Genomic DNA, 24,445 nt, shown 5'->3' with positions numbered 1-24,445 from the left:
GCTTCGCAAGATGCGACTTAGTCGGTTTGTTCTTGACTAGTAAAGTTCTTGATAAGGGTGGTACAAGGTTAGAATGGATGGATAGTAGATAGTGAATAAAAGCGTACCTTAAGAGGTGTGTGAATTATATATAAGAGATACAAAGGATTCTTCTATAAGCTAGGTTGACTTATAGTACTGTACGACACTCAATAAATACACATGGTCGTCTAAGAATCGAAAAAAGAGATAAGAAGGTGAGTTAAGGTGAATTGGATATTGTTAGGAAACTCTGGTTTCATGAATTTTATTAATCTCGTTTTTGGACCAGAAGATGGTGCAGGGTCATATTACCGGTACCATTATTGGATAAAGGGAATAAGCTTTGCGTTGCAAGTCACATTATTTGCAGCCATTATTGGTATTGTATTAGGTATATTTATTGCATTACTCAAGCTGTCGAACATCAAAATATTAAAAGTGATAACTAATATATATGTGGATATCATCCGTGGGACACCTGTCTATGTACAATTAATTATTTTCCATATGGTTATTTTTGCTCAAGCAGATATCCCTAGGGTAGCTGTAGGTGCTATTGCTTTTGGTATCAATAGTGCCGCCTATGTTTCGGAGATTATAAGAGCAGGTATACAAGGTCTTGACAAAGGACAAATGGAAGCGGCCAGGTCCTTAGGGATGTCCTATGGCAAAGCCATGCTGTATATCATTATTCCCCAGGCAATAAAGAATATCCTGCCGACATTAGTCAGTGAATTTATTGTCTTATTGAAGGAAACATCTATCGTTGGTATCATTGGCTCTTTTGACATTATGAAAGCGGCAAATACCATTATTTCGCAAACAGGAACAGCCATACAACCCCTTATAACAACAGCTATCATCTACTTATTATTAACAACCACGTTTACATTCTTCATGCGTAAACTGGAAAGGAGGTTAAGAGCTGGTGATACACGTTAAAAACTTACACAAGAAATTTGGAAAACTACATGTCTTGAAAGGCATTGATACTCATATTGAAAAAGGTGAAGTGATTGTCATTATTGGTCCAAGTGGATCAGGTAAAAGTACTTTTTTACGGTGCCTTAATCTATTAGAAGAACCAACAGATGGTCAGATTATATTTGAAGATGTGGATATTACAAGCAAGAGAAATGATATTAACGTACAGCGTCAGAAAATGGGCATGGTATTTCAGCAATTTAATCTTTTTCCACATAAAACAGTAATAGAGAATATCACCTTAGCACCCATTAAGGTTAAAGGCATGAAGAAGGCAGAAGCCAATCAGAAAGCCATGGATCTTTTGACACGTGTTGGACTTGCCGATAAAGCAAAAGCATATCCAAAACAGCTATCTGGCGGGCAAAAACAACGTATTGCCATTGTACGTGCTTTGGCCATGGAGCCGGATGTGATGCTCTTTGATGAACCCACATCAGCACTTGATCCGGAGATGGTAGGGGAAGTGTTAGAAGTGATGCAGCAGTTGGCAGCGGAAGGCATGACTATGGTGGTTGTCACCCATGAAATGGGTTTTGCGCGAGAAGTTGGTACACGGTTATTTTTTATGGATGATGGACAAATTGCAGAAGAAGGAACACCTATGGATGTCTTTACAAATCCTCAGAATGAACGGACGAAGGAGTTTTTTAGTAAAGTACTGTAGGTATATATACAGAATTAAAGATGGGCTGTCTCTTATATTTTTTAGCTTTGACCTAATGTAAGAGACAGCTTCGTCATACGACAATGGATACCTAAATTGTCTATTCAATAGCTATCATTAATGGATAATTTTTACTATATGGGTAAATTGTTGTAGATTTTTAGGGACAGGCACTTTATAATAAGAGTAAGGTGCTTTTTTTCGTGTAACAGAAAAGGTTTTAGGATGATATGTAGGGGGATTAAGATGAAGAAAGTATTTCTATGGGTAAATATCGTACTTATCGTGACCATAACGCTGGTGGGTTCTAACGATTCATACGCAGAAAAAATGAATAATAAGGCATTAAGAATTGGATTGCTGTCTAAGTATCATGCCATCCATTCTTTGACTATGCATAATCAGGCAATAAATATGGGCTATGTGCTTGATGATGAATTTGTGTCGGAGCATGTTTTTATGTCCAATGATGGTTACACCATTAAACCAGCTACCAATACATATCTTGTATCACAGGATGTACAACCCAGTTATATAGCTGTAACACCATTTGTTAATGCCCTTAAAGCAGATGGTTATAAAGCTTATGGTGGTACCATTGGTAAAGGGGTATGGAAAGTATATGTGGAAGTAGCAGATGATAACGAAGCCAAGATTGCTGCGCATAAAATAAAAGCGAAGCACACCTTAACATTAGATACGGTGGGAGATAATGGCTATCGTACCTTGATGACTTTTTCAGGCACGGGCATTATCATGGAAAATGCCAATGAGCATCCTCAGTTTTTATCCATGGACCAAACAGAAGTTCCGGTCATCGACTTAGGCGACCGCCAGTATAGGGGTCGAATGGAAATTGGAAGATATGGTAACTCAGGGGTCTCGGCTGTTAATGTGATTGGTCTAAATGATTATTTATATGGTGTTGTACCTTCTGAGATGCCCAGTAGTTGGCCCATTGAGGCATTAAAAGCACAAGCTGTAGCGGTACGTAATTTTGCAATCTATCATTCAGAAATCATACCTAAATATAAAAATAAGCCATATGTGCTATGTGATACGCAAAATTCACAAGCTTATAAAGGATTTGGTCATGAGTACCCAAGCACCAATAGAGCTGTTAATGAAACAACCAATAGAATGGTTTATTATAATAATAGAGTTGTGCCAACATTTTATTTTTCGACAAGTGGTGGTCATACAGAAAATAGTGAAAATGTGTGGAGTGGAACAATACCTTATTTAAAAGGTATACCTGATTTGTATGAATTAGAGCCTTATAAAGAACCTTGGATTAAGGAACTTACTGCAAGGGATATTGAAGATAAGTTAGCGGGATATGATGTACATATAGGTCAAATTGTAGATGTGATACCCCGTGACTATACGAAGGCAGGGAGGGTTATGGATCTTTGCATCGTGGGTACAAAGGGCGAACACATCCTTAAGAAAGAAACCATGCGGACATGGCTGGGTCTTCATAGTCGTAAATTTGAGGTCGTCCGTGATAAAGATGTATTACGGCATGCGTTTTCCGTTCAAGGTATAGGTGGTGTTTCAGAGCAAGAAAAAGATGGTTTATACGTTGTTGACGCATCAGGCCAACCTAGACAACTCAGTGTAAATACAGAGCAGACGATTGTTATCAGTCAAGACAATATTAACAGCATACCATCTATCCAGGGGAAAAAAGATACCTATTTTTTTGTTGGACAAGGCAATGGTCATGGTGTGGGTATGAGTCAGTCTGGTGCTAAATGTATGGCAGGTGTAGGTTTTGCATACGATGAGATTCTAAAATACTACTATCGGGATATAGAAGTAAGATAAGTCCTTGTGTTTGTAAGGAACTTTTGTTATACTCTTTAAAGTATTAATTATAGACTCTCAATAAAGGGTTTTGAAAGGACTAAAAATTCACATGAAGAGAAAAGATTTTGACTTTCATTTACCAGAAGCATTAATCGCACAAGATCCCTTAGAGGATCGTTCAAGTTCAAGGCTTTTGGTTTTAGATAAAGAAACAGGAAAAATAGAGCATACGATATTTAAAGACATGGTTCAGCTTTTAAACAAAGGTGATTGTCTTGTGTTGAATAATACCCGGGTGTTACCAGCTCGATTAATTGGTAGTAAAGAGGTAACCCATGGTAAAGTGGAGTTTTTATTGCTTAAACGGCTTCAAAACGATCAATGGGAAGTCATGGTTAAGCCAGGTCGTAAAGCGAAACCAGGGGATCGTATTGTTTTTGGTGATGGTGTTCTAAAAGCAGAAATATGTGAAGTAATTGAAGGCGGAAATCGTATTGTTCAGTTTGAATATAAGGGTATTTTTGAACAAGTCTTAGATGAACTGGGACAAATGCCATTACCCCCCTATATTACCCATCAATTAAAAGATAAAGAACGTTACCAGACCGTTTATGCAAAGCATAATGGTTCAGCAGCAGCCCCAACAGCAGGGCTTCATTTTACACCTGAGTTATTGAAAGAAGTTGAAGAAAAAGGGGTAAAAATTGCCTATGTGACCTTGCATGTAGGTCTAGGGACATTTCGCCCAGTAAAAGCAGATGATATCTTAGAACATACCATGCATGCGGAGTATTATTGGGTAGACAAAGAGGAAGCAGACAAGATCAATGAGACCAAGGCCCAAGGTGGACGTGTTATTGCTGTTGGCACAACAAGTAGCCGTACACTGGAATCCATTGCGGATGAGAAGGGGTATGTTAAAGCTACAAAAGGTTGGACAGATATTTTTATATACCCAGGATATACATTTAAAGCCGTTGATGGGCTTATCACGAACTTCCATTTGCCTGAATCGACCCTTATTATGCTCGTGTCTGCTCTAGCTGGCCGTGAACATGTATTACATGCTTATCAAGAAGCAGTAGATAAAGCCTATCGGTTCTTTAGTTTTGGGGATGCCATGTTTATTCATTAATCAATTGTCCATAAGTAGAAGAAAAGGAGGATACGCAGCAAATACTGTGATGTTCTTCTTTTTTAATAGGATAAAAATAATACAATGAGTATATTGATTCAACATCTTAAAATGAAAGATAAGCCACGAAATAAGATTAAAAAATATGGAAGTATGGTATAATTAAGGAAATAAGACGATATAAATAATATTGAATTTGTGAATAAACTGTTAAAACTATAAATAATTAGGGTTATAACTAGACGAATTAAGTGAAATATGTTACTTTAATAAAATAATCTATAATAAGTTGTTTATGAAATATTCGTGTATCATCCATAGGAAATAAAAGATATACAGCTCAAAACTTATGAAGTATAAGTAAGTTGACATAAAGAATTGATTCTTTTAGATCGGAAGATCTAAAGGAAAGTTGTTTAACCATGTTGGTGTTTAGTGTAGGAGATGATAGAGATGAAATGCTCAATGTGTAATGAGAATACAGCCGTCGTATTCGTTTCGAAGATTGTAGATGGCAAACAAGAAAGAATGGGACTATGTTTACCATGTGCCCAAAAGAATGGTATTGCACCACTTGACCAATTAATTGGTCAAAGCGGTATGAGCCCAGATGAATTTGAAAACGTCAATCAGCAGATGATGACCATGTTTGAAAATGTGGATATGGATCAACTGGCAAACTCAATGGAGATGATGGAAGGTAATTCAGATGATGCAGGAGCAGGTAATCCTTTTATGAACCTGTTAAGCAGCGCTTTCTCAGGATTAAAGAATCAATCACCTGAGTACCAACCAGAAGAACATGATGCTATTGACAATGCAAAGCCTAATCCAAATGAAGGTGGAGGCGTCAAAACCAAGAAAAAAACCAAGAAGAAGCCAAAGCGAAAATACTTGGATACGTATGGTATTAACTTAACAGATAATGCTAAAAACGGTCAAGTAGACCGTATCATAGGAAGACACCGTGAAATTGATCGTGTCATTCAGATATTGAATCGTAGGTCGAAGAATAACCCTGTACTCATTGGTGAACCTGGAGTAGGTAAGACAGCTATTGCAGAGGGTTTAGCCGTAAGGATTGTTGAGAATCAAATTCCAGCCAAGCTTATTGGAACAGAAATATACTTGCTTGATTTAACAGCTGTTGTAGCTGGTACTCAATTTCGAGGACAATTTGAAGCCCGCATGAAAGCCATTATCAATGAAGCCAGAGATTGTGGCAATGTTATCCTTGTGATTGATGAAGTGCACAATATTGTTGGAGCAGGTGAAGCAGAAGGCGGTGCTATGAATGCTGCCAATATTCTTAAGCCAGCCCTTGCAAGAGGCGAAATTCAAGTGATTGGGGCAACAACCCTAGAAGAATATCGTAAACACATTGAAAAAGATACGGCTCTTGAAAGAAGGTTCCAACCTGTTATCGTTGATGAACCAAGCATTGAAGACAGTATAGAGATTCTAAAGGGTATAAAAGGTTACTACGAAACGTTCCATAAAGTCATCATATCCGATGACATTATTGACTATGCAGTTAATCTATCAGAGCGCTATATCCATGACAGGTTTCTTCCGGATAAAGCCATTGATGTCATTGACGAAGCCGGTTCTAGAGCTAATTTATTAAATCTAGGATTAGTTGAGTTAGAAGCTTTAAGAAAAGAATTAGCAAGTGTCATTGATGAGAAAGAAAATTCAGCAGCAACGGATGATTACGAAAAAGCTGCTCAATGCAAAGTGCGAGAGTTTAACTTATTATCCCGTATAGAAGAAATTGAGAAAAAATGCGATAACATTGCCATATGCAAAGAAGACATTGCCTATGTCATTGAAGCTTGGACCAAGATTCCTGTACAAAGCATTTCGGAGTCAGAAGCTAAGAAATTGTTAAATTTAGAAGAAAGACTCCATGAGCGTGTTATTGGTCAAGATAATGCTGTCACTCGTTTAGCCAAGACCATTAGAAGAAATCGATCAGGATTTTCTAAACGCAACAAACCCTCTTCCTTCATCTTTGTTGGACCAACAGGTGTCGGTAAGACAGAACTGACGAAAGCACTTGCTCATGAACTCTATGGTACAGAAGAGGCCATGATACGACTGGATATGTCCGAGTATATGGAGAAGCATACGGTAAGTAAACTCATTGGGGCACCTCCAGGATATGTAGGATATGATCAAGCAGGTCAATTAACAGAAAAAGTTAGACGTAAGCCTTATTCCGTCATCTTACTGGATGAGATTGAAAAAGCCCATGTGGACGTGTTTAACATCTTATTACAAATATTAGAAGACGGTCGCTTAACAGACAGTACAGGACGTGTCGTAAGCTTTGAAAACACGGTCATCATTATGACCTCTAACGCTGGTACAGCCCAAAAGACCAATGGTATTGGATTTGGTAAGAATGATTACGGTTCACTGGAGCGCAAATGTCATGAAGCTTTGGAAAAAGTATTCCGACCAGAATTCCTTAATCGGGTTGACGAAACAGTTGTCTTTACAGAATTAACCAAAGATGAGCTTCGGGATATCATTGATCTTATGTTAAGTGAGGTAACCAAAGAAGCAGAGCATAAAAAGATTACCATAGAGATGCAAGAAGGTATTCGTGAATTTATTTTAGAAAAAGGTTATGACCCTAAGTATGGGGCGAGACCACTTAGAAGAACCATTCAACGGTACATTGAGGACGAAATTGCTGAGAGTTATATCCGCGGCCATATAAAAGATGGCGATACGATTACCTTTGGTTTAAAGGATGATAAAACAGTGATTTATGTAAAACCGAAAGGTATTAAATCCATTGAACATGGTCAGTAGTAAATAAAATGCCCCCTATTGGAGAGACTTAAGGTTGTAAAACCAAGAATAGGATGACAACAGTATAGAACCACTAAATCCAGTCATTAGGATTTAGTGGTTCTATTAACGTTCATTCACATCTCCTCCAGCAACTTTTATGTTTATGAGACTAAAACTATTTCCAGTTAAGTTTTTTGATAAAAGCACGGTCAAAAACACGATGGTGACACTTATTAAGCCATAGATGATGCTTTTTGAAATATTTTTCATAGTAACACTCCTTAAAAATGTTGATAATGTTAGTATACCGTTAATGCTTGTCTATGACAAGAATATTTCTAGCATGATTACGAATCATGAGCCTTGTATGACCACTTATCTTTTATTTGGGAGAAGGATGCACAATAAATGTTTCTAAAGTGAATGCTTACGTAGAAAATTGTTTAAAATATTTTGTATACATATATTGACAAGGTAAGAAAAAAATGATACGCTTAAGATGACATTAATTCCTAGCATTATACTAGGAATTGAAATAGAGGTGGTAAGATGAAATTATCCACAAAAGGTCGATATGGATTACGGGCCATGGTTGATTTAGTTCTTAACAGTAAGGAAGAAAATATCTCCCTTAAGAGTATATCGGAACGTCAAAACATATCCATGAATTATTTGGAACATATTATTTCTGTTCTCAAAAAATCAGGTTATGTGAAGAGTACCAGAGGGGCTAAAGGAGGTTACTCCCTCAACAAATCACCAGACGATATTTCTGTTGGTGACATATTAAGGTCTCTAGAAGGTAGTCTTAATCCTGTAGATTGTGCTTTGGTCAATGAAAATAAACAATGTGACGATATGGATTGTTGCATAACAAAGGTAGTATGGAAGAAAATAAGTGATAGTATTAACGATGTAGTGAACAACATATCGCTGCAAGATTTAGTTGATGGTCACAACGACATTCATCAAGAAATACAAAGGAGATAAAGCAATGGAAAAAAGAGTATATTTTGATCATGCGGCTACGACCCCTACTCATCCCGAGGTAGTAGAGGCCATGATGCCATATTTTACACAAAGCTTTGGGAATCCTTCCAGTATCTATGAAATAGCTCAGATAAATAAAAAAGCTATTGATAGCGCAAGGGAGCAGGTAGCAAAACTCATTCATGCAGACCCAATGGAAATATACTTTACAAGCGGCGCAACAGAAGCTGATAACTGGGCCATAAAGGGTATTGCAGAGAGTTATAAGAAAAAAGGTAATCATATCATTACAACAACAACAGAGCATCATGCCGTATTACACACGTGTGAGTATTTAGAAAAGCAAGGGTATGAAGTGACTTATCTGCCGGTTGATGAATACGGTGTGGTTCATATAGAAGATTTAAAAGCAGCAATAAAAGATACAACCATCTTGATTACCATCATGATGGCAAACAATGAGATTGGTACTGTTCAATCTGTTGGTGAGATTGGAGCTCTAGCAAGAGAAAAAGGCATCCTATTCCATACAGATGCGGTTCAAGCAGTAGGGCAGATTCCTGTAGATGTGAAAGACATGCATATTGACTTACTATCCATATCTGGACATAAGCTAAATGGTCCAAAGGGTATTGGTGCATTGTATGTAAAAAAAGGTGTAAGGTTAAAAGCATTTATTCATGGTGGCGCTCAAGAACGAAGACGTCGCGGAGGCACTGAAAATGTTCCGGGGATTGTTGGTCTTGGAAAAGCCATGGAAATAGCAGGAAGTCATATGGAAGCAAAAGCAAAAAGTTTGATTGCATTGAGAGATAAACTCATTGATGGCATCAAAGAAAAAGTACCTTACTGTAAATTAAATGGTCATCCAGAACAGCGTTTACCTAATAATGTGAATTACAGTTTTGAATTTATAGAAGGAGAGTCGTTGCTTATTATGCTGGATATGAAAGGCATTAGTGCATCCAGTGGATCAGCCTGTACATCCGGGTCCCTTGACCCATCCCATGTACTCTTAGGTATCGGACTTCCCCATGAAATAGCTCATGGTTCATTACGTATAACCTTGGGCATGCACAGTTCAGAAGAAGATGTTGATTATCTGTTAGAGGTATTACCGTCCATCGTACAACGACTAAGAGATATGTCACCTCTTTACGAAGATTTTGTTAAAAAACAAGGATAAGTTGATATAACTTATCAATGACTGTATTGAAATAGATGTACAAGAGATTAGAATGTCTCTAGCATGTAACTGTTAATAAGCTTACAAATAATAATAGAGGTGTGGATTATGTATACTAAAAAAGTAATGGATCATTTTACGAATCCTAGAAATATGGGAGAATTACAAGATGCAGATGGTGTAGGTACAGTTGGTAATGCAAAATGTGGCGATATTATGCGTATTTATTTAAAAGTTGAAGATGAAGTGATCAAAGATGTAACCTTCAAAACCTTTGGATGTGGAGCTGCTGTAGCAACCAGTAGTATCGCTACAGAATTAGTAAAGGGCAAAACCATTAGAGATGCTCTGAAGATTACCAATGATGCAGTAGTAGAAGCACTTGACGGATTACCAAAGGCAAAAATTCACTGTTCATTACTAGCAGAAGAAGCCCTTCATGCTGCACTATGGGATTATTCTCAAAAACATGGTATAGAAATAGAAGGTCTTGAACCTCCCAAAGAAGATGTGGGTGAACATCACCATGAAGACGCATTAGAAGAAGCATAAACCATTAAAGAACAGGTGATAAAATGAGCAAGGAAAAAGTTGTAGTTGGTATGTCAGGTGGTGTGGACAGTTCTGTAGCCGCTTATCTACTTAAAGAGCAAGGATATGATGTAATGGGTGTCACCATGCAGATATGGCAAGATGAAGATGTTGAAGCTCAAGAGGAAAATGGCGGGTGTTGTGGACTGAGTGCTGTTGATGATGCACGAAGAGTTGCCAATGCCCTTGATATCCCCTATTATGTCATGAATTTTAAACAAGAGTTTCAAAACAGCGTCATAGACTATTTTGTAGATGCCTATCAAAAAGGTAACACACCTAACCCGTGCATTGCCTGCAACCGCTATGTGAAATGGGAATCCATGTTAAGTAGATGTTTAAAAATTGGAGCCAATTATATAGCTACAGGACATTATGCACAGGTCATCAAGTTACCTAACGGAAGATATACCTTGAAAAAAGCAGTAGGTATTAAAAAAGACCAAACCTATGCACTTTATAATTTGACGCAGCATCAATTAGCCCATACTTTGATGCCTGTTGGTACCTATCCAAAAGAAGAAATTAGAAAAATTGCTGAGAAGATTAATGCACGTATAGCCAAGAAACCAGATAGTCAAGAAATTTGTTTTATACCTGACAATAACTATGCTGCTTTTATTGAAGGTTATACCAATAAAAAAATTCAACCCGGTAATTTTGTTGATGTTGAGGGCAAGGTTATTGGTCGCCATAAAGGCATTATTCATTATACAGTTGGACAACGTAAAGGACTAGGTCTTTCTCTAGGAAAACCGGCTTTCGTGGTTGAAATTAGGCCAGACACCAATGAAGTTGTCATTGGGGATAACATGGATGTATTTTCTGATACGTTATATGCCAACGAATTGAACTTTATGCCTTTTGAGAAACTTGAAACCGACATGCATATAGAAGCAAAGATTCGATACAGCCACCAACCTGCTCCTTGTACCATTTCCATGATAGATGATGAGACAGTAAAAGTTGTATTTGATGAGCCTCAAAGAGCCATTACACCAGGGCAAGCAGTTGTTTTCTATGACGGTGACATGCTCGTAGGTGGAGGCAGTATTATACGTAAGTAGACAAAGGATTAACGGTTATGTTATGAGATATACAAAAGGAGACCTTATATCAGCATGGATATAGGGTCTCCTTTGTCGTATAGTAAAACATCTAGTAAGCATTTAAAACCTTCACTAAACGGTCTATTTTACTTTTATTGGATAAGATTAAAGCAGCAGCTTTACCTTTTAGATGATCCATATTTTTTGCAGTTGCATCATCAAGCTCAGAGGATATATCGTTCAGAGATACTTGAAAACGATACACCACAACATCTGACATATTATCTAAAATCAAGTCTTCACTTTCCACTTGCGAATTCATATACGCCGTCACAAGTGGTACATGATTCAAAGGATTTATCCAACCTAATGCTCCCCATTTCTTAACTTTATTGCAATTATAAGATATAGGTTGTTTACCTGTTCCCAAGGACACAATGAGATACTTCTTACCATGAGAAAAAGTTTTTTTTGCAAAGGAATAGGCGCAGAGAGAAGGATCATTGCAGAATATACCACCATCAACAAAACAGAAAGACTGCCCATTGGTTAATGACTTGATGTTGGCAGCAGGTAAATAGGTAGGAGCTGCAGTTGATGCAAGACCAACATCTCTTAAGAAAAAATTCATGGATGAAGTGGAAGTATTACCATGACGAAAGAGATAGGGTTCCATGGAACACATGTCATACGCAGGAATAAGAAGCTTAGTAAGGGCATCCTCCAAAGTGAAATTTTTCAAGGTTTTTCTTAGGAGTGATTTTAAATTCCTTCCATTGTATTTGGGTCGGAAAATCTGTTTGACACCTTGACTGAATTCCGATTTAGGTTTAGGAAATATTTCTTTTATATCATGAGTATACATATATAAAAGCCTACTCAAGCGTTCCTCATCTGTTAGTTCCTCAGGTGGCTTAGTGAGTAATAGACTAATAAGTGAACCTGTAGAGGTACCAGCCATCACATGAAAAAGCTTATAATAGGGGGTGTGATTACCATGCTTATTCAATTCTTTTCTAAGGTGGTCGAGAAAGACACAAGGGATAATACCTCGAACACCTCCGCCGTCAATGGCTAAGATTTTAATCACTTCATTGTTAGAGGCCATACGAACCACCAAAAAAATTCTTATCTAATTATATACGACCCATCTTGTCTTTTATGACTAACAGATGTATTTGAATATGAATATTATGGCAGTTTAATGAACCTGGGCTTCATGTCTTTAAAAACTGTAAAATATTTAAATCCACAGTGTTCCAGAACATGAAAAGCTTCGTTAAAAGAATAACCAAGGTGCTCTGGTAAGTGAGCATCTGATCCAATGGTGATGATTTCACCGCCTAATTGGGCATAACGTCTAAGGATATCCATGTTTGGGTGTGGTTCTTTGAATGTCTGGCGATATCCAGAGGTATTCAATTCAATACCATGGCCTGTGTCTATTATTTTCTTGAGAATCGCATCGATCAAGTCTTGATGCTCCACATATACCATTTTTTTATCTTCATAGTGTCCGTAACGAATAATATAGTCCAAATGACCATAAACATTATAGTATTGATAGTATGTAACATGATAGAGTATATCTTCCAAGTAACCCTCATAAGCTTCTTGTTTGGTTTTTCCTTCGTAATAGACACCGATATAAGGGTCCATTTTGTTCACCACGTGAGATGAGCCAATAATAAAGTCAAATGGATAAGGCCTTAGATTCTTAAGAATATCATCGTATATATGACGTTGAAGACCTACTTCTATACCGAATATAAGGTCAATATCATTTTTATACTTTTCTTTGCAAGTCATAAAACCCTCATAATACTGTTGAAGGTCCAGTTCAAAGGAAATGTCAGCTAATTCCGTTTGGGGGTAGTCATAATCATAGTGATCCGTTATACAAAGTTGTTGAAAATCATGGTCGATAGCATATTGAATCATCGTTTCCATTGGGGATTTGCAATCACCAGAAAATGATGTATGTGTATGGAAATCGTATATGTGCATGGGTTCACCTTCCTTTTGGCAGCAAACATAATAATTCCTATTATTTGAAGCATACTAATTAATGATTATATGTACAGATATTATCAGCATGTAAGTTTATTAAAACCTAATTTACCTATAATTGCAAGATGTTTTATAACGCTTGGTGTAACATATCATGCATGGCTTTTGGTTTTGTGGAAAATGGGCATTAGCTAGAATGACTAATAGAATTGACTTTTAAAGGAATGAATTATAAGAAAATAACAAGCAAGCCTATCAATAGATAAGAAAGTTAAGATGGTATTCAGCATTATTAACAAAAAGAAAATGCAAAAAAATAATATTTGATAAGAAATTTTTCTTGTTTTTTATGAAAGGCCTATGATACTATTAATGTGTTGTTAATATAAAATTAACAAATTATTTACATTTGATTATCAAAAGGGGATAATCAGAATAGGGTTTTTACACTCCTAGACACAACATTTTTAGCGAACAAAAACTTTATCAAAGAGACATTCAAGATGAATGCTCTTCAGTAGGAGGAAAAAAGGAAATGCAAACAAAGGATTACATATTTATTTTCTTTGCTTTTATCGGTGGTTTTGGGATGTTCTTATATGGTATGCATATCATGGCCGAAGGACTTCAAAAAAGCGCTGGTAACAGAATGAAAAATTTACTAGGTGCATTAACAAATAATCGTTTTTTAGCCGTTACCGTTGGTGCATTAGTGACAGCCATTGTTCAAAGTAGTTCCGCTACCACTGTCATGATTGTAGGTTTTGTTAATGCAGGTTTGTTTAACCTATCACAGGCGGTTGGTGTCATCATGGGAGCCAATATTGGTACAACCATTACCTCATGGATTGTATCCAGTTCTGAATGGTTGGTATTTTTCAAACCATCTAAAATGGCACCATTGGCAATCGGTATTGGGGCCATACTTCTTTTCTTTGCCAAAAGTCAGCGTAAAAAACAAGTTGGAGAAATTATCATAGGCTTTGGTTTGCTGTTTATAGGTCTTGATTTTATGAAGGATGCCATTGATCCTTTTAGTGAATCAGAAGCATTCAAAGAGGCCTTTCGTTTATTTGGTGCTAATCCAATTCTAGGTATTTTAGTAGGTGCACTTGTGACAGCTATTATACAGAGCAGTTCTGCATCAGTTGGTATTTTGCAGGCTGTAGCAACGGTTACATTGGTGCCTTGGAACGCAGCCGTTTATATTATTCTTGGACAAAATATTGGTACATGTGTAACAGCTATGTTGTCCAGTATTGGTGCCAATAAAACAGCTAAGCGAGCAGCATATATTCATTTAATGTTCAATATTATAGGTACAATTCTCTTCGCAGTTGCCTGTATCATATTCTTTAAATTTATCAATCCAGATTTCGGAAATAATACAGCAGTGGATATGGTTGGCATCAGTATCTTCCATACCATCTTTAATATTGGAAACACGGTCATTCTATTCCCATTTGCGGATAAATTGGTTGCATTATCCAAGAAAATTGTACGAGGGGATGATAAAAAAGAAGAAAGTGAAGAGCAAATTGCATTGCGTCACTTAGATGAGAGAATACTTGAAACACCAAGTTTTGCTGTGGAAAATGCCATAAAAGAAGTTGTTCATATGGGATACCTAGCCATTGAAAACACAAGACTGGCAACGAAAGCTATTCTAGATAAAGATATGAAATTGGTAGCAAAAGTCATTGAAGATGAGAAAAACATCAATAAGTTAGAAAGAGTCATTACGGAATATCTGGTAAAAATAAGCAATTCACCCCTTAACGAAAGCCAGCATGAGATTGTAACCAATCTTTTCCATACCGTGAATGATATTGAGCGTGTAGGGGACCATGCAGAGAACATTGCGGAATTAGCTCAATATTATATTGAAAGTGATCTAACTTTCTCAGATAGTGCATACAAGGAATTAGTGGATATATCTGACCGCACAACAGAGACTATAGAATATGCCATTAAAGCAAGAGAAAATGATGACGTAGACTTAATAAGAAAAGTTGAACAAAATGAGGATATTGTAGATGAGCTTGAGGATGAGTTAAGAGAAAAACACATCCGTCGTCTTGCACAAAATATTTGTGATTCAACAACAGGTGTGGTATTCCTTGATCTCATTAGTAATTACGAGAGAATATCCGATCATGCCTTAAATATTGCTTATTATGTAAGAGATGAACTCATTTAAAGAGGTACATTATTGGTATGTGATAAGCCATAACTTATAGCCTTAAACATGATATTGTATGTAGGTGATGTAAAGGGACTGTTTTTCATCAAGCAGTCCCTTAGATAAAAACCAGTGGCAATAGGGGTTACCTTCATTCACAATGTATATTATAGGAATATTTTTATGAAATATGGAAAAAAAACTTGAAATTATAAACATTATTGAGTATAATATAATTGGGATGAAATGGTGGTTAATTCCTTTTTTTTGGATGGACAGGGACTATTATTGCACACTGGGACCAAAAAGGTACCGGAAGGTGATGGCATATGGAAAATATAGTGTTAACACTTAAGCAGATAATTCCAAAGGAAATGGAGATACTTCAAAGACGCTATACGATTTTGAAGGGTATTCATGATTTACAACCAGTAGGCAGAAGAAGTTTATCCCAACGAATAGCCATATCAGAAAAAATTATTCGTAATGAAACCGAATATTTAAAGTCTGTAGGTTATATCCTTGTATCTGGGTCAGGTATGCAGATAACAGAATCTGGACTTATTATTTTGGAAGAACTCATGGAAGTCATGTATCATATGCGAGGTCTTCATGAAATAGAAGAAGAAGTTAGAGCGTATCTTGGTTGTGCCAAGGTTGTTGTTGTACCAGGTGATGCCTCAGAGCGTGAAGAAGTCAAAGAAAACATTGGAAAAGCAGCATCAGAAGTATTGCTGAAACATATTCGTAATGACTGCATTATTGCATTAACAGGTGGGAGTACATCTTATCATGTGATACATGCTTTGAAAAAGCCCAATGTGACGTATGAGAATGTTCTTGTTGTTCCAGCTCGTGGCAGCTTACGTAACCATGTGGAATATCAGGCAAACACCATTGTATCCATGTTAGCGAATAAGCTGGGTATTGGTTATCATTTACTAAACATACCCGATAACCTAAGCAAAAAAGCTTTAGACAGTGTTCGAGAAGAGCCGGAAATTGGGGCGACTATTGCCTGTCTGCTAAAAGCAAATCTTATTTTATTCGGCATTGGAAACGCCGATGAGATGGCTAAAAGAAGGAATTCAGATGAGCAGTTTATGACATTTCTTCATGACAAACAAGCCGTTGCAGAAGCACTGGGTTACTATTTCAACAAAAATGGTGAAATTGTGTATACATCCCGGTCGATTGGTATAAAATTAGAACATGTGATTCAGTCAGCTTATCCAATCGCTGTTGCAGGAGGTTCTAAGAAAGCAGAAGCCATCGTTGCAGTGAAAGACATCATCAAGAAGGGCTCATTGATTATTGATGAAGGCGCTGCAAATCGCATACTGGAAATTAGACAGAATAGTTTAACTTAGTTTATTAACTGTTATACAGTTTAATATAAAAATAATGATTATTAGGAGGAATAAGATTATGGCAAAAATTGCAATTAACGGATTTGGACGTATCGGACGTAACGCATTTAAAGTAGCTATGGAGCAAGGTATTGATATCGTAGCTATCAATGATTTAACAGATGCTGAAACATTAGCTCATTTATTAAAATATGATTCATGCTTCGGAAAATTTGAAGGAACAGTTGAAGTAGCAAACGGTGCTTTAGTTGTTAATGGAAAAGAAGTTAAAGTATTAGCAGAAAGAAATCCTGCAGACCTTCCTTGGGGAGATTTAGGTGTGGATATCGTTATCGAATCTACAGGATTATTTAGAGAAAAAGCAAAAGCTCAATTACATATTGATGCTGGTGCGAAAAAAGTTATCATCTCTGCTCCTGGTAAAGGAACAAAATCAATTGTTATGGGTGTAAACGAAGCAGATTACAACCCATCAGAAGATAATATCATTGATAACGCTTCTTGTACAACAAACTGTTTAGCTCCATTTGCTAAAGTCTTAAACGATACTTTTGGTATCAATAGAGGTATCATGACAACAGTTCATAGTTATACAAATGACCAAAGAATTTTAGATACACCTCATAGTGACTTAAGAAGAGCTCGTGCAGCTGCTGAGTCCATCATTCCTACAACTACTGGAGCTGCTGAAGCGGTTGCAAAAGTTATTCCAGCTTTAAAAGGGAAATTAACAGGTATGGCAATGAGAGTTCCAACACCTACAGTATCTGTTGTAGACTTAACAGTGGAACTTAATAAAGACGTTACAGTTGAAGAAGTAAACAGTGCATTAAAAGCTGCTGCTGATGATAAAGTACTTGGTTACTCTGATGAGCCATTAGTATCCATGGATTATAAACAAGATTCTCGTTCTTCAATCGTTGATAGCCTATCTACACTTGTTATGGAAGGAAACATGGTTAAAGTTCTTTCTTGGTATGATAATGAGTGGGGTTACTCAAACAGAATTATCGACTTAGCTAAATATGTAGCAGATAGACTATAATTCATAAAAATAGATAAGGTAGTATTACCATTTTGACCCAGGCGGGGTCCTCTCTTGTAGGTCAACTATAGGGGAGGACCTTTTTATATAGCACTATAGGCGGTAGAAAGGATATTGCCAAAAATGTAAGAAAATTTTGATTATGAATATCGAAGGGAGACGTGTGATTTATGCTTAACAAAAAAACAGTGGAAGATATACAAGCAAAAGGTAAAAAGGTATTAGTAAGATGTGATTTTAACGTACCATTGAATGATGGAAAGATTACGGATGAAAACCGATTAACAGCGGCATTACCGACCATTAAAAAATTGATTGCAGACGGTGCAAAAGTGATTCTTTGCTCCCATTTAGGAAAGCCCAAAGGTGAGCCTAAGCCCGAGTTGTCCCTTGCTCCAGTAGCTAAGCGTTTATCCCAGTTGTTGGATCAAGAAGTCGTGTTTGCAGCGGATAATTCTGTTGTTGGGGAAAATGCTAAAAAAGCAATCGCTGATATGAAGGAAGGCGACGTTGTCTTACTTGAAAACACACGTTATCGTAAAGAAGAAACAAAGAACGGTGAAGCATTAAGTAAAGAGCTTGGAAGCTTAGCAGATATATTTGTAAATGATGCATTTGGTACAGCTCATCGTGCTCACTGCTCCAATGTTGGTGTAACAGATTATGTGGATACCTGTGTTGTTGGCTATTTAATGCAAAAAGAGATTGATTTCTTAGGGAATGCAGTCAATACACCAGAGAGACCTTTCGTAGCTATTCTTGGTGGAGCAAAAGTATCCGATAAAATTAATGTCATTAATAATCTTTTAGACAAAGTAGATACATTAATTATTGGTGGCGGTATGGCTTATACATTCTTAAAATCCATGGGTAATGAAGTAGGCTTATCCTTACTTGAAAAAGATAAATTGGATTATGCAAAAGAAATGATTGAAAAGGCTGAAGAAAAAGGCGTTAAATTATTATTACCAATTGATCATGTTGTTGCGCAAGAGTTTAAGAACGATACACCTTTCAAAATTGTAAAGAGAGGTCATATTGAGCCAGATTGGGAAGGTCTTGATATTGGACCTGAAACCCGAGAAATTTTTGCAGATGCAGTGAAAGATGCCAAGACAGTTGTTTGGAACGGACCTATGGGCGTATTTGAATTTGAGAATTTTGCAAATGGTACAATTGCTGTGGCAAAAGCATTAGCAGCTACTGATGGTACAACCATTATTGGTGGTGGTGATTCAGCAGCAGCCGTTAACCAACTTGGATTCGGTGATAAAATGACCCACATATCAACAGGTGGTGGTGCTTCACTTGAATTCTTAGAAGGTAAAACATTACCAGGTGTAGCAGCAGCTGATAATAAGTAAATAGATGTATTCTTATGTTAAGTTGAATAGACGATAAATAAATGTGGAGGTTTGTGACATGCGTAAAATGATTATTGCAGGAAACTGGAAAATGAACAAGACACCTAAGGAAGCGTTGGCATTAATTGAAGAATTAAAGCCTTTAGTAAAGAATGATGAAGTGGATGTTGTATTTTGTCCGCCTTATGTATCACTTATGTTAGCAGTAGAAGCTGCAAAAGACTCGAATATTGAAATCGGTGCTCAAAACATGTATTTTGAAGAGGGCGGTGCCTTCACAGGTGAGATTGCCCCTAATATGCTCAAAGAGCTTGGTGTAAAATACGTTATTTTAGGTCATTCCGAAAGAAGAGAGTACTTCGGCGAGACCAATGAAATCGTAAACAAAAAAGTGTTAAAAGCCATTGAGCATGATTTAACACCGATTATTTGTTGTGGTGAAACCCTTGAGCAAAGAGAGCAAGGTATTACGGTTGATCTTGTGCGTACACAAATTAAAGTGGCTTTAAAAGATGTATCAGCAGAAGATGCTAAGGATACAGTTATTGCTTATGAGCCAATTTGGGCTATTGGTACAGGTGTAACGGCTACTTCTGAACAAGCGGAAGAAGTGTGTGCAGCTATTCGTCAAGTGATTGGTGAGATTTATAGTGGCGATGTTGCAGATGCAATTCGTATTCAGTATGGTGGTAGTGTGAATGCTGGTAATGCGAAAGAGTTATTTGCTATGGAGAATATTGATGGTGGATTAGTTGGCGGTGCTAGTTTGAAGGCTGATTTTGGTAAGGTTGTTAATTATAAATAGTTTTGATGGTTATGAACACCTTGGGGTGTTCATAGCCTTATGAGTGATTTTTTTGGTGGTGGTGGTCGACCGTAGGTGGATATGTATCTATAAAAACGCTCATGTTAAATGTCAGCAAGAAGAACTAAAGCGCGCAACACCCTATCATGCTAAACCTTAAAAACTCCTGTTCGTCAAACAATTTAAGGTTCTTAACCCATGATAGGGTTACGCTTGCTAAGTTCTTCTAACTGATATTTAAAAGTCGCTATTTTTATAGATACATACCCACCTACTCGGCTAGAGGATTTGAGTAGTAAAGTTTGTGGTATATGAATAGGATTATTACATGATTTTAACAGTAAATTGATAGAATGTATGTTAAAATCATGTTGAGAACGTAGCATTAGCTGCCTTGGTAGATGTAGTGAGTGGGTCTAGAGGACCCTTGCAAAAGTATTTTATACAGAAGGAGTTACAGTGATATTATGGCAAAGAGACCAACAGTTTTAATGATTTTAGATGGGTTTGGCTTGAATGAGAAGACACAGGGGAATGCGGTTAAGATTGCGAATACACCTCATATGGATAAGATCATGTCCACGTATCCTTGTGTGGAAGGTCATGCCAGTGGATTAGATGTGGGATTACCTCATGGACAGATGGGTAATTCAGAGGTAGGGCATCTTAACATAGGTGCTGGAAGAATTGTATACCAAGAGTTAACACGTATTACAAAAGCTATTGAAGATGGTGATTTTTATGATAATGAAGCATTTTTAGCGGCTATTAAGAATTGTAAAGAGAACGATACAGCATTGCATCTCTACGGGTTATTATCCGATGGCGGTGTGCATTCCCATAATACGCATTTATATGCGTTATTAAAATTAGCTAAGAAACATGGGCTTGAGAACGTATTTGTTCATGCGTTTTTAGATGGTAGGGATACGCCTCCAGCTTCTGGTAAAGATTATGTGGAAACATTAGAAGAAAAGATTCGAGAAATTGGTGTTGGTAAGATTGCAACGATCATGGGACGTTATTATGCCATGGATCGTGATAATCGATGGGAAAGAGAAAAACTGGCTTATGATGCCATGGTTTATGGTGAAGGTAATCAGGCGAAGACTGCTCATGCGGCTGTTTTAGCATCTTATCATGAAGAGGTATATGATGAGTTTGTATTACCAACGGTTATCACGGAAGAGGGTGTGCCTACAGCTAAGATTAGTGCCCATGATGCCATTATTTGTTTTAATTTTAGACCAGATAGAGCGAGACAAATTACACGAGCATTTTGTGATGAAAATTTTGAAGGCTTTGAGAGAACATTCTTCCCATTAACATATGTGTGTTTTACAGATTATGATAAAACCATACCCAATAAGATTGTGGCCTATAAAAAAGTCATGCTTGAGAACACATTAGGTGAATACATGGCTAAAATAGGATTGAAGCAGCTTCGTCTTGCAGAAACAGAGAAATATGCCCATGTAACCTTCTTTTTTAATGGCGGAATTGAAGAACCCTATGAAGGTGAAGATCGCATTTTAGTACCATCACCTAAAGTTGCTACGTATGATTTGCAACCTGAGATGAGTGCACCTGAGGTGTGTGATAACCTTGTGGCATCCATTCAATCAGATAAGTATGACTTAATTATTATTAATTTTGCAAATCCAGACATGGTAGGTCATACAGGTATTGAAACAGCAGCAGTTAAGGCTGTGGAGGTTGTAGACGTATGTGTTGGCAGAACACTAGACGCTTTGCTTGCAGCGGATGGACAGATGTTTATATGTGCAGATCACGGTAATTCAGAGCAGCTTGTGGATTACAAAACAGGTGATCCATTTACTGCCCATACCACAAATCCTGTACCGTTTATTTTAGTGAACGCTAAAGACAACGTAACACTTCGCGAAGGTGGTAAGCTTGCCGATATAGCGCCAACATTACTTGAATTAATGGAACTTGAAAAACCTGCTCAAATGACAGGAGAATCCTTATTAAAGAATAAGTAAACAATCTGCAAAAAATACGACCAAATCCATGTAGTCAAGGTTGATTGGTGTTGCATCATGTTGGTATGAATTTAATGGAATAGATGTTTAAAATAAACACCAATAGCCATACTAATAAAGATATACAAACTATATTTGCATGATATGTTTTTCTTAATAAATATGAAAGGGGCAACAAGCAAATGAAAAGTTATGTAGAGATCATCGATGTATACGCAAGAGAGATACTTGACTCAAGAGCAAACCCTACAGTTGAGGTAGAAGTAGTTACTGAAGATGGATTTATGGGGCGTGCCGCTGTACCATCTGGAGCATCCACAGGTGCTTTTGAAGCTGTTGAGCTTCGTGATGGTGGTGAGCGTTATTTAGGAAAAGGTGTTGCTAATGCAGTGGATAATGTGAATAACATTATTGCTGAAGAAATCATTGGTATGAATGCCCTTGACCAAGTAAAAATTGACCAAAAAATGATTGAACTAGATGGTACACCTAATAAGTCTAAACTAGGTGCTAATGCTATTCTGGGTGTATCCATGGCAGTTGCGAAAGCAGCAGCAGAAGCAGTTGGTATGTCTCTATACCAATATTTAGGTGGTGTCAATGCAAAAGTGATGCCCGTACCAATGATGAACATTTTAAATGGTGGTGAGCATGCAGATAATACAGTTGATATTCAAGAATTTATGATTATGCCTGTTGGTGCATCTTGTTTCAGTGAAGCCCTTAGAATGTGTGCAGAAGTATATCATAACCTTAAGAAAGTTCTTCATGAAAAAGAACTCTCAACGGGTATCGGTGATGAAGGTGGATTTGCACCAGATTTAGCTTCTTCTGAAGAAGCCATTCAAGTAATTATGGATGCTGTTGAAAGAGCAGGTTACCGTCCTGGTGAAGATATTCGTATCGCAATCGATGCTGCGGCTTCTGAGTTATATAATGAAGAAACAGGAAATTACCACTTCCCTGGTGAAAGTAAGATGAAGGGCGAAGAAGTTGTTCGAACATCAGAAGAGATGGTTGACTACTATGAAAACCTTCTTAATAAGTTCCCCATTATATCATTAGAAGATGGTTTGAACGAAGATGACTGGGAAGGTTGGGAGCTCTTAACAGAAAGATTAGGTCAGAGGATGCAGCTAGTAGGTGATGATTTATTTGTGACCAATACAGAAAGATTATCTAAAGGAATCGACTTAGGCGTAGCAAACTCTATCTTAGTTAAAGTTAATCAAATAGGTACATTAACGGAGACTTTTAATGCGATACAGATGGCAAATCGTGCAGGATATACAGCGGTTATTTCTCACCGTTCTGGGGAGACAGAAGATAATACCATAGCAGACATTGTAGTTGCTGTTAATGCAGGTCAGATTAAGACTGGAGCACCTTGTCGTTCTGATCGTGTTGCCAAATACAATCAGTTAATAAGAATTGAAGAAGAGTTAGAAGAATCTGCTGAGTATCTTGGGCTTGATGCTTGGTTCAACTTAGATGAAAAGTAAGACCTTAGAGGGCTGCTCATCACTATTGGTGAGTTAGCCCTTAAATTTTCTTATAACAACATTCTCTAAAGACAGCATATGAAATAGAAGGCGTTCTCATATGCGTCAAGGATACTTCTTAACAAACAAGTTGCTACACAAGATGGGCTGTCTCATAAAAGCAATTTTGTTGCCTAGATATTGACGTTATTTTGCTTTTATGAGACAGCCCCTTTGTTTTAGGAGGATTATCATGTATAAATATGACTTACATATTCACACCCAAGAAACGAGCCCTTGTGGTATGGTATCAGCAGCAGATATGATTAAGATATACCATGAACATGGCTATCAAGGTGTTGTTATTACGGATCATTTACGAAAGATATTTTTTAGAAATAGTAAGGGAGCTACTTGGGAAGAAAAAGTGGATGATTTTCTTACAGGTTATTATGGTGCTGTTGAAGAAGCAAAGAAATATGATATGGATGTGTTGCTTGGTGTAGAAATTGCTTTTATGGAGCATAACGAAAGAGATAATGATTTTTTAATCTACGGTATGTCCGTAGAATTATTAAAAAACACACCACATATTTTGGCATTAGGCCGAGAAGGCATTGGTACTTTTTGTCGGGAGCATAACTTGCTGATCTATCAGGCTCATCCTTTTCGCGATTATTGTTACGTGGAGAATGTTTCACTGTTAGACGGTATTGAAGTTCATAATGGTAACCCAAGGCACAACTCTAATAATAAAGATGCAGAAGCATTAGCCATGGCACATAACCTGTTAATGATAGGTGGTTCAGACTTTCATCAAATTGGCGATGAGGACAGTGGTGGTATTATAACACCCCAGCGGATCCACAACAATAAACAGCTGCTAAGGGTATTACGACATAATGACTATACTGTGTATAGGGGAAAACACCTATAAGACAT

20 protein-coding genes are annotated in these 24,445 nt (G+C 37.2%); 17 read left to right on the top strand and 3 right to left on the bottom strand.

Annotation, left to right across the window (positions count from 1 at the left end):
- Window positions 1-246: 246 nt before the first annotated feature.
- From HZI73_RS18425 to HZI73_RS18405, 5 genes are all read left to right on the top strand, one after another.
- Entirely contained in the window at window positions 247-963 is a 717-nt protein-coding gene (locus HZI73_RS18425; protein WP_246552209.1) for an amino acid ABC transporter permease, read from the top strand.
- A complete protein-coding gene (locus HZI73_RS18420) occupies window positions 950-1,672 on the top strand; it encodes an amino acid ABC transporter ATP-binding protein (RefSeq protein WP_212694833.1) in 723 nt (240 codons plus the stop codon). The genes HZI73_RS18425 and HZI73_RS18420 overlap by 14 nt, the downstream gene beginning before the upstream one ends.
- 246 nt (window positions 1,673-1,918) lie before the next feature.
- On the top strand, window positions 1,919-3,502 hold the full coding sequence (locus HZI73_RS18415) for a SpoIID/LytB domain-containing protein (protein ID WP_212694832.1): 1,584 nt from the start codon (window positions 1,919-1,921) through the stop codon (window positions 3,500-3,502).
- A gap of 91 nt (window positions 3,503-3,593) precedes the next feature.
- Window positions 3,594-4,619: a tRNA preQ1(34) S-adenosylmethionine ribosyltransferase-isomerase QueA gene (gene queA / locus HZI73_RS18410; protein ID WP_212694831.1), complete on the top strand. Its 1,026-nt coding sequence runs from the start codon at window positions 3,594-3,596 to the stop codon at window positions 4,617-4,619.
- A 453-nt stretch (window positions 4,620-5,072) separates the two neighbouring features.
- The gene (locus HZI73_RS18405; protein WP_212694830.1) at window positions 5,073-7,442 is read left to right on the top strand and encodes an ATP-dependent Clp protease ATP-binding subunit; all 2,370 of its coding nucleotides are present in this window, start codon (window positions 5,073-5,075) and stop codon (window positions 7,440-7,442) included.
- Between the two features lie 105 nt (window positions 7,443-7,547).
- Here the strand turns inward: HZI73_RS18405 and HZI73_RS18400 are convergent, their stop codons facing one another.
- Window positions 7,548-7,694, bottom strand: coding sequence for a hypothetical protein (locus HZI73_RS18400; protein ID WP_212694829.1), 147 nt, complete (start codon window positions 7,692-7,694; stop codon window positions 7,548-7,550).
- A gap of 279 nt (window positions 7,695-7,973) precedes the next feature.
- On the opposite strand from HZI73_RS18400, the gene HZI73_RS18395 reads away from it, so the two are divergent.
- The 4 genes from HZI73_RS18395 to mnmA all read left to right on the top strand — a co-directional run bounded on the left by HZI73_RS18395 (window position 7,974) and on the right by mnmA (window position 11,258).
- Window positions 7,974-8,414: an RrF2 family transcriptional regulator gene (locus tag HZI73_RS18395; RefSeq protein WP_212694828.1), complete on the top strand. Its 441-nt coding sequence runs from the start codon at window positions 7,974-7,976 to the stop codon at window positions 8,412-8,414.
- Between the two features lie 4 nt (window positions 8,415-8,418).
- Window positions 8,419-9,600, top strand: a complete 1,182-nt coding sequence (nifS, locus tag HZI73_RS18390; RefSeq protein WP_212694827.1) for a cysteine desulfurase NifS — start codon at window positions 8,419-8,421, stop codon at window positions 9,598-9,600.
- A gap of 108 nt (window positions 9,601-9,708) precedes the next feature.
- Window positions 9,709-10,152: a Fe-S cluster assembly scaffold protein NifU gene (gene nifU, locus HZI73_RS18385; RefSeq protein ID WP_212694826.1), complete on the top strand. Its 444-nt coding sequence runs from the start codon at window positions 9,709-9,711 to the stop codon at window positions 10,150-10,152.
- Between the two features lie 23 nt (window positions 10,153-10,175).
- Window positions 10,176-11,258, top strand: a complete 1,083-nt coding sequence (gene mnmA, locus HZI73_RS18380; protein ID WP_212694825.1) for a tRNA 2-thiouridine(34) synthase MnmA — start codon at window positions 10,176-10,178, stop codon at window positions 11,256-11,258.
- Window positions 11,259-11,349: 91 nt separating this feature from the next.
- Here mnmA and HZI73_RS18375 read toward each other — a convergent pair whose 3' ends face one another.
- Together HZI73_RS18375 and HZI73_RS18370 are read right to left on the bottom strand one after the other, a co-directional pair.
- Entirely contained in the window at window positions 11,350-12,348 is a 999-nt protein-coding gene (locus HZI73_RS18375) for a patatin-like phospholipase family protein (protein ID WP_212694824.1), read from the bottom strand.
- A gap of 83 nt (window positions 12,349-12,431) precedes the next feature.
- Window positions 12,432-13,247: a histidinol-phosphatase HisJ family protein gene (locus HZI73_RS18370; protein WP_212694823.1), complete on the bottom strand. Its 816-nt coding sequence runs from the start codon at window positions 13,245-13,247 to the stop codon at window positions 12,432-12,434.
- 538 nt (window positions 13,248-13,785) lie between these two features.
- Here HZI73_RS18370 and HZI73_RS18365 point away from each other — a divergent pair.
- The 8 genes from HZI73_RS18365 (at window position 13,786) to HZI73_RS18330 (ending at window position 24,440) form a co-directional block, all read left to right on the top strand.
- The gene (locus tag HZI73_RS18365) at window positions 13,786-15,450 is read left to right on the top strand and encodes a Na/Pi cotransporter family protein (RefSeq protein WP_212694822.1); all 1,665 of its coding nucleotides are present in this window, start codon (window positions 13,786-13,788) and stop codon (window positions 15,448-15,450) included.
- A 311-nt stretch (window positions 15,451-15,761) separates the two neighbouring features.
- Window positions 15,762-16,802, top strand: a complete 1,041-nt coding sequence (locus HZI73_RS18360) for a sugar-binding transcriptional regulator (protein ID WP_212694821.1) — start codon at window positions 15,762-15,764, stop codon at window positions 16,800-16,802.
- A 55-nt stretch (window positions 16,803-16,857) separates the two neighbouring features.
- A complete protein-coding gene (gene gap, locus HZI73_RS18355) occupies window positions 16,858-17,847 on the top strand; it encodes a type I glyceraldehyde-3-phosphate dehydrogenase (RefSeq protein WP_212698863.1) in 990 nt (329 codons plus the stop codon).
- Window positions 17,848-18,017: 170 nt separating this feature from the next.
- Window positions 18,018-19,211, top strand: coding sequence for a phosphoglycerate kinase (locus HZI73_RS18350; protein ID WP_212694820.1), 1,194 nt, complete (start codon window positions 18,018-18,020; stop codon window positions 19,209-19,211).
- A 58-nt stretch (window positions 19,212-19,269) separates the two neighbouring features.
- Window positions 19,270-20,016: a triose-phosphate isomerase gene (gene tpiA, locus HZI73_RS18345; protein ID WP_212694819.1), complete on the top strand. Its 747-nt coding sequence runs from the start codon at window positions 19,270-19,272 to the stop codon at window positions 20,014-20,016.
- 467 nt (window positions 20,017-20,483) lie between these two features.
- A complete protein-coding gene (gpmI, locus tag HZI73_RS18340; RefSeq protein WP_212694818.1) occupies window positions 20,484-22,022 on the top strand; it encodes a 2,3-bisphosphoglycerate-independent phosphoglycerate mutase in 1,539 nt (512 codons plus the stop codon).
- Between the two features lie 182 nt (window positions 22,023-22,204).
- The gene (eno, locus tag HZI73_RS18335) at window positions 22,205-23,524 is read left to right on the top strand and encodes a phosphopyruvate hydratase (RefSeq protein WP_212694817.1); all 1,320 of its coding nucleotides are present in this window, start codon (window positions 22,205-22,207) and stop codon (window positions 23,522-23,524) included.
- Window positions 23,525-23,756: 232 nt separating this feature from the next.
- Entirely contained in the window at window positions 23,757-24,440 is a 684-nt protein-coding gene (locus HZI73_RS18330) for a PHP domain-containing protein (protein WP_212694816.1), read from the top strand.
- Window positions 24,441-24,445: the final 5 nt, after the last annotated feature.

This window comes from Vallitalea pronyensis (assembly GCF_018141445.1).
GTDB classification, from domain to species: domain Bacteria; phylum Bacillota; class Clostridia; order Lachnospirales; family Vallitaleaceae; genus Vallitalea; species Vallitalea pronyensis.
Note: the sequence above shows the minus strand (reverse complement) of the source record. Positions and strands in the feature narration are given on the sequence as shown.

Coding starts and splice junctions, on each gene's coding strand:
- HZI73_RS18395 (WP_212694828.1), top strand. CDS start 7,974: ATGAAATTATCCACAAAAGGTCGATATGGATTACGGGCCATGGTTGAT.
- HZI73_RS18360 (WP_212694821.1), top strand. CDS start 15,762: ATGGAAAATATAGTGTTAACACTTAAGCAGATAATTCCAAAGGAAATG.
- HZI73_RS18365 (WP_212694822.1), top strand. CDS start 13,786: ATGCAAACAAAGGATTACATATTTATTTTCTTTGCTTTTATCGGTGGT.
- HZI73_RS18405 (WP_212694830.1), top strand. CDS start 5,073: ATGAAATGCTCAATGTGTAATGAGAATACAGCCGTCGTATTCGTTTCG.
- tpiA (WP_212694819.1), top strand. CDS start 19,270: ATGCGTAAAATGATTATTGCAGGAAACTGGAAAATGAACAAGACACCT.
- mnmA (WP_212694825.1), top strand. CDS start 10,176: ATGAGCAAGGAAAAAGTTGTAGTTGGTATGTCAGGTGGTGTGGACAGT.
- HZI73_RS18350 (WP_212694820.1), top strand. CDS start 18,018: ATGCTTAACAAAAAAACAGTGGAAGATATACAAGCAAAAGGTAAAAAG.
- queA (WP_212694831.1), top strand. CDS start 3,594: ATGAAGAGAAAAGATTTTGACTTTCATTTACCAGAAGCATTAATCGCA.
- HZI73_RS18370 (WP_212694823.1), bottom strand. CDS start 13,247: ATGCACATATACGATTTCCATACACATACATCATTTTCTGGTGATTGC.
- nifU (WP_212694826.1), top strand. CDS start 9,709: ATGTATACTAAAAAAGTAATGGATCATTTTACGAATCCTAGAAATATG.
- HZI73_RS18400 (WP_212694829.1), bottom strand. CDS start 7,694: ATGAAAAATATTTCAAAAAGCATCATCTATGGCTTAATAAGTGTCACC.
- nifS (WP_212694827.1), top strand. CDS start 8,419: ATGGAAAAAAGAGTATATTTTGATCATGCGGCTACGACCCCTACTCAT.
- gpmI (WP_212694818.1), top strand. CDS start 20,484: ATGGCAAAGAGACCAACAGTTTTAATGATTTTAGATGGGTTTGGCTTG.
- HZI73_RS18375 (WP_212694824.1), bottom strand. CDS start 12,348: ATGGCCTCTAACAATGAAGTGATTAAAATCTTAGCCATTGACGGCGGA.
- HZI73_RS18415 (WP_212694832.1), top strand. CDS start 1,919: ATGAAGAAAGTATTTCTATGGGTAAATATCGTACTTATCGTGACCATA.
- HZI73_RS18330 (WP_212694816.1), top strand. CDS start 23,757: ATGTATAAATATGACTTACATATTCACACCCAAGAAACGAGCCCTTGT.
- eno (WP_212694817.1), top strand. CDS start 22,205: ATGAAAAGTTATGTAGAGATCATCGATGTATACGCAAGAGAGATACTT.